Annotated in this window: 11 protein-coding genes and 1 tRNA gene; 5 read left to right on the top strand and 7 right to left on the bottom strand. The window is 41.7% G+C overall.

What is annotated here, in order from left to right; all coding sequences use genetic code 11:
* Positions 1-5 precede the first annotated feature (5 nt).
* Positions 6-1190, bottom strand: coding sequence for an exo-beta-N-acetylmuramidase NamZ domain-containing protein (locus D0T87_RS03985; protein WP_163173003.1), 1185 nt, complete (start codon positions 1188-1190; stop codon positions 6-8).
* A gap of 57 nt (positions 1191-1247) precedes the next feature.
* On the opposite strand from D0T87_RS03985, the gene D0T87_RS03980 reads away from it, so the two are divergent.
* Both D0T87_RS03980 and D0T87_RS03975 read left to right on the top strand, forming a co-directional pair.
* Positions 1248-1790: an HD domain-containing protein gene (locus D0T87_RS03980; protein ID WP_163173001.1), complete on the top strand. Its 543-nt coding sequence runs from the start codon at positions 1248-1250 to the stop codon at positions 1788-1790.
* Positions 1791-1880: 90 nt separating this feature from the next.
* Positions 1881-4613: a putative LPS assembly protein LptD gene (locus tag D0T87_RS03975; RefSeq protein ID WP_163172999.1), complete on the top strand. Its 2733-nt coding sequence runs from the start codon at positions 1881-1883 to the stop codon at positions 4611-4613.
* Positions 4614-4723: 110 nt separating this feature from the next.
* Here D0T87_RS03975 and D0T87_RS03970 read toward each other — a convergent pair whose 3' ends face one another.
* Positions 4724-5386, bottom strand: coding sequence for a uracil-DNA glycosylase (locus D0T87_RS03970; protein ID WP_163172996.1), 663 nt, complete (start codon positions 5384-5386; stop codon positions 4724-4726).
* A 183-nt stretch (positions 5387-5569) separates the two neighbouring features.
* Positions 5570-6607, bottom strand: coding sequence for an aspartate--ammonia ligase (gene asnA, locus D0T87_RS03965; RefSeq protein ID WP_163172994.1), 1038 nt, complete (start codon positions 6605-6607; stop codon positions 5570-5572).
* A gap of 237 nt (positions 6608-6844) precedes the next feature.
* On the opposite strand from asnA, the gene D0T87_RS03960 reads away from it, so the two are divergent.
* Positions 6845-6916 (top strand) — tRNA-Arg (locus tag D0T87_RS03960).
* 75 nt (positions 6917-6991) lie between these two features.
* On the opposite strand, the gene D0T87_RS03955 is transcribed toward D0T87_RS03960, so the two are convergent.
* Positions 6992-7723 carry an HAD-IA family hydrolase gene (locus D0T87_RS03955; protein ID WP_163172991.1) on the bottom strand — a complete coding sequence of 244 codons (732 nt, stop codon included), beginning with the start codon at positions 7721-7723 and terminating at the stop codon, positions 6992-6994.
* A gap of 125 nt (positions 7724-7848) precedes the next feature.
* Here D0T87_RS03955 and D0T87_RS03950 point away from each other — a divergent pair, with 125 nt between their 5' ends.
* On the top strand, positions 7849-8346 hold the full coding sequence (locus D0T87_RS03950) for a DUF5035 family protein (protein ID WP_163172989.1): 498 nt from the start codon (positions 7849-7851) through the stop codon (positions 8344-8346).
* Between the two features lie 113 nt (positions 8347-8459).
* Here D0T87_RS03950 and D0T87_RS03945 read toward each other — a convergent pair whose 3' ends face one another.
* The 3 genes from D0T87_RS03945 to lysS form a co-directional block, all read right to left on the bottom strand.
* On the bottom strand, positions 8460-9797 hold the full coding sequence (locus tag D0T87_RS03945) for a glucose-6-phosphate isomerase (RefSeq protein WP_163172987.1): 1338 nt from the start codon (positions 9795-9797) through the stop codon (positions 8460-8462).
* Positions 9798-9863: 66 nt separating this feature from the next.
* Positions 9864-10859, bottom strand: a complete 996-nt coding sequence (locus D0T87_RS03940; RefSeq protein WP_163172985.1) for an NAD(P)H-dependent glycerol-3-phosphate dehydrogenase — start codon at positions 10857-10859, stop codon at positions 9864-9866.
* 18 nt (positions 10860-10877) lie between these two features.
* Entirely contained in the window at positions 10878-12608 is a 1731-nt protein-coding gene (gene lysS, locus D0T87_RS03935) for a lysine--tRNA ligase (protein WP_163172983.1), read from the bottom strand.
* A 78-nt stretch (positions 12609-12686) separates the two neighbouring features.
* Between lysS and D0T87_RS03930 the strand changes: the two genes are divergently transcribed.
* Positions 12687-14042, top strand: coding sequence for an MATE family efflux transporter (locus D0T87_RS03930; protein ID WP_163172981.1), 1356 nt, complete (start codon positions 12687-12689; stop codon positions 14040-14042).
* The last annotated feature ends 51 nt before the right edge of the window (positions 14043-14093 follow it).

Here is a 14093-nt window from a genome sequence, read left to right as displayed (position 1 = left end):
TCTAATCAATTTTGAGTATTATACAATATATATTTCTTTCTCATTTCCTTATACCTGTTTAATCCTTCCTGCCATTCCTTGCGTATCTCCGCTTCAGATTTACCGGCAATAATAGCAGTTCTCACCTTGTTGGTGCCCATCAGTAGATCCATCCAGCGGCTTCGCGAGAAGAATGCTGCACCTTCGCCCGATTTTTTATAAAAATCAATCACGTATCGTAACGTAAGCCCATCAACATCTTTCGCTTCCCGCAAATCTATGCCATAACACGGCTTATCTTTATGCATGGGGTTCTTATCAAATCCGGGAAGCGAGCGTGGAGTGAACGTAAACTCTCCATACTTTTTATTGGGCGCCCCTAATACCTGAAATGGATATGTCGTTCCTCTGCCCACACTGATTTTAGTTGCTTCGAACGGACAAAGCGATGCATATAAACGGATTGACTGATCGTTCGGTAGGTTGGGAGAGGGTTTGATGGGTAATGAATACGGTTGTCCATGCATCCAACCCAGCATCGGAATAACAGTAAGCTTACACGTCTTCGGATTTGCCTTTAGCCACCCCTCGCCATTAATCATGCGAGCCAGTTCGCCCACCGTACACCCATGAAGCACCGGAATGGAATGCATACCAACGAAACTCCGGAAAGCCTGATCAAGAATAGGACCATCGATGTAATCGCAAGGATTTGGGCGGTCGAATACAAGAAACTCTTTTTTATGCTCTGCACAAGCCTCCATAACATAATGCATCGTACTGATATAAGTATAGAACCGTGCTCCAACATCTTGTATATCGAACACAATAATATCTATTCCCCGAAGTTGTTCGGCCGTAGGCTTTTTATTATTACCATACAGAGAGATGATAGGAGTGCCCGTGCGACTGTCTTTTCCGTCCTTGACCACCTCTCCTGCATCGGCATTTCCACGAAAACCATGCTCAGGGGCAAAAACGGCTGCTACATCAATCTTTAATGAAAGCAGCGTATCCAGCAAATGGGTTTGCTGTTGGCCTACAATAGACGTATGGTTGATTACCATACCCACCCGCTTGCCTTTTAACAGCGGAAGATATTCATCTATACGTTCAGCTCCTGTAACTACGCGCTCTCCGGCATAAGATGTGACAGACAACCAAGATAGGAAAAGAAAAAAAGTGAGTCTTAAAAAGTCAGATGCTTTCATTTTTGTGATGGTTATTTTGTAATATTGCACAAAAATAAGATTTAAGTCTTTAAGTTTATGAGTTTTTCAGTTTTTAAGATTATAGATACGTATTATCCCGAGAATAACGAATTGAAACACATCTTGCTTACTCATAGCCGTTCGGTAGCTGAGAAGGCCGTTTCCATAGCCGAAAAACATCCCGAATACCAGTTGGATAAAACCTTTCTTTATGAAGCAGCCATGCTTCACGATATTGGAATTCTACTGACAGATGCCCAGGGCATTTTTTGTTTTGGCGATCAACCTTACATCTGTCATGGCTATCTGGGAGCCGAATTAGTCAGCAAGGCCGGCTATCCCCACCATGCTTTGGTTTGCGAGCGACATACCGGCGCCGGCATCTCTTTAGAACAAATCATTGAACAAAAACTCCCTTTGCCCCATCGCCCAATGCTCCCAATAAGCCTGGAGGAACAAGTGGTGTGCTTTGCCGATAAGTTTTTTTCAAAAACACATTTAAACACAGAGAAAACAGTAGAGAAAGCTCTTAAGAGTATTTCCCGCTATGGAGAAGACGGGATTATCCGTTTCAAGAACTGGTGCGAGATGTTCTTATAGTCACTAAAAAATAATTAAAATACCCTATTCTCACGTATATTTCTGAGAGAATGTGTACTTTTGCCAGCGCAAGCGTAAATGTATAGGTTAATGACGTTGTTAAAAGCAAATATATTTATATCATTCTTATTGCTCGTTCTGTTCCTACTAATCTCTGGTGACGCTATGTCGCAACGTCGGGGAAAAGGAATTGAACCGCGTGATAGCCTGGGCGTTAATGTGCCGAATGATTCTATCGGACAAGATTCCTTGTCTCTGACTCCTGTACCTGAAAAGAAAAAACAACCTCTGAACGCACCGGTGATTTACGAGGCAAATGACTCCATTGTCTTTACCGGCGACGGATACGCCCATCTCTATGGAAGCGGGAAAGTGAATTACGAAAAAATCGAGTTGACCTCACAAATCATATCCATGAATATGGATAGTAGCACAGTATACGCCCGTGGAGTGGAAGATACCTTAGGAGTGGTAACCGGTACTCCCGTTTTTAAAGACGGTGAAACGCCTTATGAAACAAAGACTATCCGCTATAACTTCAAGAGTAAGAAAGGTCTTATCAGTAATATCGTAACCCAACAGGGTGAAGGATATGTTGTTGGTAATAATGCCAAAAAAGGGGCTAATGATGAACTCTATATGAATAATGGCCGGTATACAACGTGCGACCATCACGATCATCCCCACTTTTATTTGCAGTTGACCCGTGCCAAAGTACGCCCTAAGAAAAATGTAGTTACAGGTCCTGCCTATCTGGTAGTAGAAGATGTTCCTTTGCCTATTGCCGTTCCCTTCTTTTTCTTCCCATTCTCAAGTAGCTATCAATCCGGGTTTATCATGCCGACGTACATGGATGATAATAGTAAAGGTTTTGGACTTACCGGTGGAGGGTATTATTTTGCAATCAGCGATCAGATGGACGCTAAAGTAATCACCGAAATATTCACCAAAGGTTCCTGGGCATTAGGAGTAGAAACCAATTATAATAAAAGATACAAATACTCAGGAGCTTTGCAAGCCAACTATCAGGTAACGAAAACGGGAGATAAGAACATGCCCGACTATCTGGTGGCTAAAGACTTTAAGATCGCGTGGAATCACCGTCAGGATGCAAAGGCCAGCCCAAACAGCACCTTCTCTGCCAGTGTGAATTTTACGACCAGTAGTTATGAAAGGCAGAATGTGAACAACTACTACAATCCCAACCTGATGTCACAGAATACAAAGACATCCAGTGTGAGTTATTCGCGTAATTTCCCGGATCAAAACCTGACGATCTCTTCTACAGCGAATATCGCTCAAACTATGCGTGACTCTTCAATCGCGGTGACTCTGCCCGACTTGAATATATCATTAAGCCGTATATTCCCCTTCAAACGCAAAAGAGCAGTAGGAGAGGAACGCTGGTATGAGAAAATATCACTAAGCTATACCGGTCGCTTAACAAACAGTATTAAGACAAAAGACGACCAACTGTTCGAGAAAAGTCTGATCAAAGACTGGACAAACGGAATGAATCATAGTATTCCAATTAGCGCTACATTTACCTTGTTTAAATACTTTAATATAACTCCGTCGGTGAATTATACAGAACGGTGGTATACACGTAAAGTAATGCAGGCATATGATGAGGAACAGAAAAAAATGGCGCCGTCCGATACGGTGTATGGCTTCCATCGTGTATATAACTACAATGCCAGTTTAGGTGTTAGCACCAAACTCTATGGTATGTACAAACCGCTATTTGCAAAGAGTAAGGAAATTCAAATCCGCCATGTAATGACTCCACAGATAAGCCTAAGTGCTGCTCCTGACTTTGGTTCCCCACGATATGGCTATTATGAACCTTATAGCTATACGGATTCAAATGGTAATGTACAAACTGGCTATTATTCTCCTTATTCTTATGACGGAGCGCCGTTTAGCCCTCCGGGAAGAGGTAAGCAAGGAAGTGTTAGCTTCGACCTTTCGAATAATATTGAAGCTAAATGGAAATCAGATAAAGATACTACCGGTTACGTCAAAAAATCAATCATTGATGAGTTGGGTGCGAGCATATCCTATAATATGGCTGCCGATTCTATGCAATGGAGTGACCTTTCCTTGCGCGTGCGTATCAAATTAACCAAGAGCTATACATTGAACCTGAACTCGTCTTTTGCAACTTATGCATATGCATTCGATAGCAAAGGTAACGTATATACAAGTAAACGTACAGAGTGGTCGTATGGTCGCTTCGGTCGCTTCCAGGGTTGGGGATCTTCCTTTAACTACAGCTTTAGTAATGATACCTGGAAAAAGTGGTTCGGACCTAAGGAGGATAAAGATGAGAAGCCACCAGAAGGAACCCCGACAGGTGAAGAAGAGGATCCCAATGCAGAGTTGAATCCCGATGGTACCCCAGTGAAACGCGTTGAAAAAGCAGAAGCCGGCGCGGATGGGTATCAGGAGTTTAAAATGCCGTGGACGTTGAATATCAGCTATTCATTTAATATTCGTGAGGATAAAACCAAGCCTATAAATGATAAAACCATGCGATATCCATACAAGTATACGCATAACTTAAATGCTTCGGGTAATATAAAACTGTCTAATAAGTGGGCGGTAAATTTTAACTCAGGATACGACTTTGATGCTAAAGAAATTACCCAGACTACTTTCAGTATATCCCGTGATTTGCACTGCTTTAATATGACCGCCAGTCTTTCTCCTTTTGGACGCTGGAAGTCATATAACTTTACGATCCGTGCAAGTTCAAGTATCCTGCAAGACTTGAAATGGGAACAAAGAAGCCAAATGAATAGTAATATTCAATGGTATTGATATTTACGATTTGATGATTTACTATTTACGATTGGAATTACTGATGATCATAATATCTGTAATTCCAATCGTAAATAGTAAATCATCAAATCGTAAATATCAAACCCTCTTCACCAATTGATTTCTTCTTTTCCGTGTGCTTTCAGATATTCGTTAGTGCGACTGAAATGCTTATTTCCGAAAAAGCCATTGTATGCAGATAAAGGTGATGGATGTGCAGAACTTAATACTAAGTGCTTATTGCGGTCAATGAATGCTCCTTTCTTTTGTGCATATGATCCCCAAAGAATAAAAACAAGATTCTCTCTGGCATTTGCAAGTTCGCGTATAGCAGCGTCTGTGAATGCTTCCCAGCCTTTATTCTGATGTGAACCTGCCTGATGAGCGCGTACCGTAAGGGTTGCATTCAATAGCAGAACACCTTGTTCGGCCCAACGGGTTAAATTTCCGGTGCTTGGAGGATTTGTTCCTATATCTTCTTTGATTTCCTTAAAGATGTTGATAAGGGATGGCGGAAATTTCACCCCATCATTCACGGAAAAACATAACCCGTGAGCCTGACCCGGTCCATGATAAGGGTCTTGTCCGATAATAACAACTTTAACCTTGTCGAATGGGCACAAATTGAAAGCATTAAAAATAAGCTTACCGGGAGGATAAATGGGTTGTTGCAGATATTCGTTACGCACGAATTCAGTTAGTTTATGAAAATAATCCTTCTCAAACTCCGGTTCTAAATGTGTTTTCCAGCTTTCTTCAATTTGTACATTCATAATTATGTAGTTTTTATATTGTTTTATTTAGCAAACATACGTAAAAATGCTGATATATAGACAAGCTGTATTATAGAAATGTTATAAAACAAAAAAAGGAGCAAATGGTGTTATGCTCCTTTTTCGTGTTCCGAATATATGGAATAGTATAGGGTTCCTAACCTCGTTGCGGCACGCTGCCGCCTAAATTAGTGGCATATCAAGTCGTTGACACTCTTCTCTCATGTCGTTCGGCCAGATACTTGCCTGAATTTCTCCGATATGTGCTTTGCGAAGATAGTACATACAAAGTCTGGACTGTCCGATACCACCTCCGATGGATAAGGGTAATAAATCGTCCATCAATCTTTTGTGGAAGTATAGTTCCAGTCTCTTTTCTTCTCCTTCTTCTTTTAATTGCTTAAGCAAAGCTTCTCTATCCACACGAATACCCATAGAAGAGAGTTCTACTGAACGTTGAAGTACATCATTCCAGACAAGGAGGTCGCCGTTTAATCCGGGTAAACCATTGAGTCCTTCACTGGTATAGTCATCGTAGTCAGGAGCGCGCCCGTCATGTTTCTTTCCGTTGCTAAGTTTGCAGCCAATGCCAATGATGAATACCGCACCATATTTCCTGGCTATTGCATCTTCGCGTCCTTTAGGTTCCAATTCGGGATAGAGTTGCAATAACTCCTCCGAGTGGATGAAATGTAATTTCTCTGGCAGGCAAGGCTTGATTTGTGGATACATTTCATAAACCATGTATTCTGTACGGACCATAGCGGCATAGATACGCTCAACGATTTCTTTTAGAAATGCTGCATTGCGGTCGTTAGTTGTAATAACTCGCTCCCAGTCCCACTGGTCAACATATAGAGAGTGTAAGTTACCCATTTCTTCGTCAGGACGAATGGCGTTCATGTCAGTGTAGATACCATATCCTGCTTCGATATTGTAATCTGCCAATGTCATTCTTTTCCATTTGGCTAATGAATGTACCACTTCTGCCTGCATATCTCCCATGTCTTTTATGGGGAAAGATACCGGGCGTTCAATCCCATTTAAGTCGTCATTGATCCCCATTCCTTTAAGTACAAAGAGTGGAGCAGTAACGCGGCGCAAACGAAGTTCAGATGAAAGATTCATCTGAAAAAACTCCTTGATTTGCTTAATGCCAAGCTCTGTTTGTTTCAAATCAAGTATGGGTTTGTAATTCTGTGGTTTTATAAGGTAACTCATAAGTTGACTATTAAAAATTGCAGGCAAAGATAGGAATAATATTCATATATTGTCTTTGATATAGTTAAATTCTTAGCAAAATGATTGTTGTTTAGCGAAATGCCTTTCCAAAATAATATATTGTGTGCTTGCTTTTTGAGGAAGTAAGGAAAAAATAGCAAATCATTAGGAGCATGCAGAGTTTTTTCTTAATTTTGCAACTGCTTTTCGAAGTGATATAACTTTGAATATACATCTGCACCTGTAGTTCAATGGATAGAATGGAGGTTTCCGGTACCTCAGATAAGAGTTCGATTCTCTTCGGGTGTACAAATGATAAATCGCAAGTATCTGGTATAGATTCTTGCGATTTGTGTTTATGATGCTTACTTCCGGAAGAATCATCTATTCTTTAAGGACCTTATAAAGTTCTTCCCATGCATTGCAAAATGCTTGCATTGATGGAAACAACAGGTTGGCACCGGCATCAAGCAAGACTTTATCATCCAATGGCCCTGTATTGACTGCTATGGTGAATATTCCCGCTGCAACTCCGGCTTCTACTCCTAGTGGTGCATTTTCAACAACAATAGCCTCATTGGGCTTTAGATTGCCTTTCTCCAATGCCATGAGATATGGTTCGGGGTTTGGCTTACCATATTTGACATCGAATGCCGTAACCATAAGGTTCTGCTTGAATGTATGTGGGAAGTTATTTTCAAGTCGGTCGAGTAAAGAAGTTTGCCCGGAACCGGTTACTACCATAGGTGTTAGCCCACTTGCTTTTACTTTTTCCAGTGTACCCTTTGCTCCCGACATTGGCTTTGCTTCAGGAAAACTGTTAAATGCAATTGTCTTTTCCTTGTATATTGCTTCGATCTCTTCCTGGCTTGCTTCTCTGTTTTGTTCCCGGTGGCATACGATATTGATTGTGCTGGCTCCGGTTCTTCCCTCATGCAGGTATGCCTCCTCACGGCTTAGCGGCATTTGATGTTCGCACATCACTTTATGCCAGGCTTCTGCATGGTAGGGCATAGAATCAAACAGAACGCCATCCATATCAAATAAAACGGCTTTTAAGTTGATTTTGTTATAATGATGGGTATGGAGATAATTGTTGATTGAATCCTTATACATGGTTTAAGTGTGCTAAAATGAGCGGCAAAGTTACATAATATTGCCGTAAGTTGTCCTGTAGCGGCTTTATTTTTTGTGTATTTGCAGATTATATGTATTTTTGTGGCACAAGAATCTATATGCTCATGAAGAAATATTCATTACTATCTTTATTGCTATGTTTTCTATTTGCTTGTTCTGATGATAAAACGGACATGCCGCGGATAGAGTTATCGAACCTCTTTTTGAATGGAGAAGATAAAGATTACTCCCGTAACCTGAAAGATATACTTCCGCTAAGTGCAGGAGATTATATAAATGTTTCTTTTAGATTGTATGGTAATGAGGCCGATTTAGCTTCGTTTGTAGTAGGGAACGAGGATAGCAATATTAATGCTAGGATATCTTCTTATCCGGAGAATGAAGTTGCCAGTGATTTCTTGCCAACTGACGACGAGATGTTACGATATAAAGATGGTATCAGGAGTACTTGGGTGGAAGTAACATTGAGGGTGAGGTCTGCAAAAGAAGAGGAAGTAAGACCTGCTTTTTACTTGAACTCTAAAGCACCCGATTGTGAAGGAGCTGTTTACTATCTGGATTTAACTACTACTGCAAAGCCTCGGGCAAGCGAGGAAGAATAATATAAACGAAGTAATAATAAATAAATATCCCCAAAGTTTCAGAGAGAACTTTGGGGATATTCTTTTATTTTCAATCAATATAAAACTGGCATTGGCACCTTGCCGGTTGCCGGTTATAGTCTTGATTGGATAGCTTTTGATTCTTCTTCGTATCCGGGTTTGTTGAGTAGTGCAAACATATTCTTTTTGTATGCTTCTACACCTGGTTGGTCGAATGGGTTTACTCCAAGAATATAGCCACTGATACCACAACCTATTTCGAAGAAATAAAGTAGTTGTCCGATATTATATTCGTTTAATTCGGGGATAACGATGCGGATGTTAGGAACGCCTCCATCAATGTGAGCGATTTGGGTTCCAAGCTCGGCCATTTTGTTTACTTCATCTACATGCTTGCCTGCCAGGAAGTTTAATCCATCTAGGTTAGCTTCATCAGAAGGAACGGAAAGACTATAGTTTGTTTTTTCTACAGAAATGACAGTTTCGAAGATTGTGCGCTCACCTTCCTGTATCCATTGTCCCATAGAGTGCAGGTCGGTAGAGAAATCTACGGCAGCAGGGAAAATACCTTTGTTTTCTTTTCCTTCCGATTCTCCGTAAAGTTGTTTCCACCATTCGCTAACATAGTGAAGTTTAGGATTATAATTGACCATGATCTCGATCTTCTTGCCGTTCTTGTAAAGCTCATTACGAGTTGCAGCATAGATCATAGCAGGGTTTTGAGCAAATGGTACATCTACTGCACAGGTTTTTTCCATATCGGTTGCACCGGCTACAAATTTAGTAATATCGAATCCAGCAATGGCGATAGGCAACAAACCTACAGGAGTCAGAACAGAGAAACGTCCACCTACATTATCAGGGATGATGAATGATTTATACCCTTCATTATCTGCAGTAATACGTGCTGCTCCTTTTTTGGCATCCGTAATGGCTACGATTACTTTCTTGGCCATTTCTTTGCCTCTTTGGTCCTCGCATTGTTTTTTCAACAAGCGGAAAGCAAGAGCCGTTTCAGTTGTTGTTCCTGATTTGGAAATATTGATAACACCGAATTTCTTGTCTTTCAGGAATCCGGTTAGTTCATACAAATAGTCTTCGCCAATGTTATGTCCGGCATATACGATAACCGGGTTCTTTTTATCGTTCTGTAACCAAGTGAAGCTATTAGAAAGTGCTTCAATAACAGCACGTGCGCCCAGGTAGCTTCCTCCGATACCGGCAACAACTACGACTTCGCAGTTTTCTCTTAGCGTATTAGCAGTTGATTGAATATCAGCAAGAAAATCCGCGCTGATGGAAGACGGAAGGTGTAACCATCCTAGGAAATCGTTGCCTTTTCCTGTGCCGTTTTCCAAAGCTTCTCTTGCAACTTTAGCTTTTGCTTCGTACGCTGCTACAGCTTCTTTGGATATGAATCCGAAAGTCTTTTCAATGTTTAGGGTAATCATACTTATATTTGTTTTAAAGGTTGGTGACAATGTACCGCAAGGAAACCTCGTTGCGGCACGTTGTCGCTATCTAAATGAGTCTGTAAGCAATTTAATCTCGATCATAGGTGATATGCGTTCATACAGAATGTTGTACATGGCATCCAGTATTGGCATATTTACGTGGTGATGCTTATTTAGTTCTTTAATACATTTGGTTCCGAAATAACCTTCCGCAATCATTTCCATTTCTATTTGTGCACTTTTCACGGAATATCCTTTTCCGATCATTGTGCCAAATGTACGGTTGCGGCTAAAGTTCGAGTAAGCGGTGACCAGTAGGTCGCCCAGATAAACAGAATCGTCTACGTTTCTGTCGATTGGATGTACGGTGTTCAGGAAGCGGTTCATTTCCTGAATCGCATTTGATATGAGTACAGCCTGAAAGTTGTCTCCGTATTTTAGCCCGCTACAGATACCTGCTGCGATGGCATATACATTCTTTAGGACGGAACCATACTCAATCCCGGCAACGTCATCGCTGATAGATGTCTTTACATAGCTACTGCTTAACCTGCGTGCCATGATTCGTGCCTTATCTTTGTCAGGGCAGGCTATGGTGAGGTAGGAGAGACGTTCCAGTGCCACTTCTTCCGCGTGGCAGGGTCCACCTAGTACAGCTATATTGTTAGGATCAACCCCATAAACTTTGGCGAAGTAATCGGATACGATCAGATTCTCGTCGGGTACGATACCTTTGATTGCTGTAATTATGAATTTATCTTTTAATTTTAACTTGAGCTTTTTGAGATGAGCTTTCAGGTATGGGGAAGGTGTGGCAAAGATCAGTGTATCCGAATCTTTTACGATGTCGTTTATGTTGGAGCTGAAATTGATTCGTTTGGTATCAAACCGCACACCTGTAAGGTATGACGGGTTGTGTCCCAATCGTTTAAATTCTGCTATGCGATCGTCTCGACGCATATACCAGTTTATCGTATCTTCCTGGGCCAGAACCATTTTTGCAATGGCGGTGGCCCAGCTTCCTCCTCCCATTATGGCTATCTTACCGGGTAGTTTCATGTCAACAGAACTAAGGCGTTAAGCGTTGAGTTTCTTGATCCATTCAGCTACATCGTTAACCGACAGGCTGCTTAATTCTAATTTGTATTTTTTGTTGATACCCGAGATATCCTGGTGTAGTTTTTGTGGATTTACATCCTTCATTTCTTCTACTAGGTTATATCCGACTTTTTGTATTGCGGGTACCCATTCTTCGGGTACACCTATTTCTTGGTATTTGCTTGCAGGGTCTTTCTTAACGGTTTTTTCCGGGCGCATTTGCGGGAAGAACAGTACTTCCTGAATGGTGGTTTGTCCCGTCATAAGCATGGTCAGACGGTCCATGCCGATACCCATTCCCGATGTCGGAGGCATTCCGTATTCCAACGAACGTACAAAGTCCATATCAATGAACATGGCTTCATCATCGCCTTTTTCGCTTAAGCGAAGCTGATCCTGGAAGCGTTCCAACTGGTCGATTGGGTCGTTCAATTCGGAATATGCATTACACAGCTCTTTACCGTTTACCATAAGTTCAAAACGCTCTGTCAAATCCGGATTGCTGCGATGGCGTTTGGTCAACGGAGACATTTCAATTGGATAATCGGTGATAAAGGTGGGTTGTATGTAGTTTCCTTCGCAGAATTCACCGAATATTTCATCAATGAGTTTTCCTTTTCCCATTGTGTCGTCAATCTCCATGTTCAGCTTCTTACAGATTTCACGGATTTCATCTTCGTTCTTTCCTGTGAGGTCATGTCCTGTAAATTCTTTGATGGAGTCGAGCATGGTAACCCGTTTGTATGGAGCCTTGAAGTTAATCAGGTTGTCGCCAACTTTAACTTCGGTGGTGCCATTTACGTCAAGGCAAACTTTCTCAATCATTTTTTCCGTAAAGTCCATCATCCAGTTGTAGTCTTTGTAGGCTACGTAGATTTCCATAACGGTGAACTCCGGATTGTGTGTGCGGTCCATGCCTTCGTTACGGAAGTTCTTTGAGAATTCGTAAACTCCCTCAAAACCGCCTACAATAAGGCGTTTTAGATAAAGTTCATTGGCAATGCGAAGATATAAAGGTATATCCAGTGCATTGTGATGTGTAATGAACGGACGAGCTGCCGCTCCACCCGGTATGGATTGTAGAACGGGTGTTTCTACTTCAATATAGCCTTGGGCATTGAACATTTCGCGCATGGAGTTATACACCTTTGTGCGTTTAATGAATGTTTCTTTGATACCTTCATTTACGGCAAGGTCTACGTAGCGCTGGCGGTAACGAAGTTCTGGGTCTTCGAATGAATCATAAGCCACACCATCTTTGTATTTAACGATAGGAAGCGGTTTGATTGATTTGGCCAGTACGGTAAGTTCTTTGGCATGAACGCTGATTTCGCCCATTTGTGTACGGAACACAAATCCTTTGATACCAACGAAATCACCTAAGTCGAGCAAACGTTTAAACGCCGTATTGTATAATTCTTTATCTTCTCCCGGACAAATGTCGTCGCGGGTGATATACACTTGTATACGTCCTTCAGAATCTTGTAATTCGATGAAAGATGCCTTACCCATGACACGGCGGCTCATTATTCTTCCGGCGATAGATACCTGGCGAGGCTCTTCTTCGTCCTTGAATTCGGCTTTTATGTCGGTTGAATAGGCGTTAGTTACATATTCTGCTGCAGGATATGGGTCGATACCCATAGCGCGAAGTTCATTCATGCTGTTGCGGCGAATGATTTCTTGCTCACTTAATTCTAATATGTTCATTTTGTAGCGTATTTACACAATTCGGGGCAAAAATACGAAACATTTCCTTAACTTTGCATACTTTTAATAAAAATAGGTATGTCAGGACAGAAAATACCCACGGCGTTGGGTACAGAAAAGATTGGTAAACTCTTAATGCAATACGCCATTCCGGCTATTATCGCAATGACAGCCTCCTCTCTTTATAATATGGTCGATAGTATTTTTATCGGGCATGGAGTGGGCACATTGGCTATTTCAGGACTAGCATTAACATTTCCTTTGATGAATTTAGCTGCGGCTTTCGGCTCACTGGTAGGAGTAGGGGCGGCTACGTTGGTTTCGGTAAAGCTGGGACAGAAGGATTATGATACGGCGAAGCGTGTACTGGGGAATGTGGTCATACTCAATGTGGTGATTGGGATTGTATTCTCTGTGGTTACATTGCTTTTTCTTGATCCGATACTTTATTACTTTGGTGCCAGTGAAGATACAATTGGTTATGCCCGCGATTATATTAAGATTATATTAATAGGGAATGTCGTAACGCATCTATATTTGGGTTTAAATAGCGTACTGCGTTCTGCCGGTCATCCCCGGCAGGCTATGGTGGCAACTATTGCAACGGTTGTAATTAATACGGCGCTTGATCCGATCTTTATTTATTGGTTTGATTGGGGAATCCGCGGTGCGGCTATTGCTACGGTGGTGGCGCAGGTTTTGGCTTTGTTGTGGCTGATCCGGTTGTTTATGAATAAGAATGAGCTGATTCATTTCCATAAAGGAATATTCCGGTTGAAGAAGAGTATCGTGACGGCTTCCTTATCTATAGGTATGTCGCCTTTTATGATGAATCTGGCGGCTACGGTGGTGGTTCTTCTTATTAATCAGGGGCTAAAGGAGCATGGTGGCGACTTGGCTATCGGGGCTTATGGAATTGTTAACCGTTTGGTATTCCTGTTCCTGATGATTGTGATGGGGCTTAACCAGGGTATGCAACCCATTGCCGGATATAATTTCGGTGCCCAGCTGTATCCTCGTGTTACGCAGGTGTTGAAACTTACGATTTATATCGCCACGGGAATTACTACGGTTGGCTTTCTGATGGGGATGCTGATTCCCCGGTTGGCGGTATCCATATTTACCTCGGATGCAGAAATGATTGATCTGGCTTCGAGAGGGCTGCGGATTGTTGTTATGTTCTTTCCTTTTGTTGGTTTTCAGATGGTTACTTCCAATTTCTTTCAAAGTATCGGAATGGCAAAGAAGGCGATATTCCTTTCGCTTACCCGTCAGGTGTTGTTTCTGATTCCTTGTTTGTTGATTCTTCCGGATATATTGGGTGCAACGGGCGTATGGATGAGCATGCCCATTGCCGATTTGGTGGCGACTATTACAGCGGCTATCATGTTATGGCGTCAGTTCCGCGTTTTTAAGTTGAAAATTGAAAGTTGAAAGTTGAAAGTTACCATGCCGCATCGTAACTTTCAACTTAATTAATTATAT

Origin of the sequence: Bacteroides sp. 51, from assembly GCF_010500965.1 — a bacterium.
In the GTDB taxonomy this organism is placed as follows: domain Bacteria; phylum Bacteroidota; class Bacteroidia; order Bacteroidales; family Bacteroidaceae; genus Bacteroides.
The sequence above is the reverse complement of the archived record's forward strand: the minus strand, read 5'-3'. Positions and strand labels throughout refer to the sequence as shown.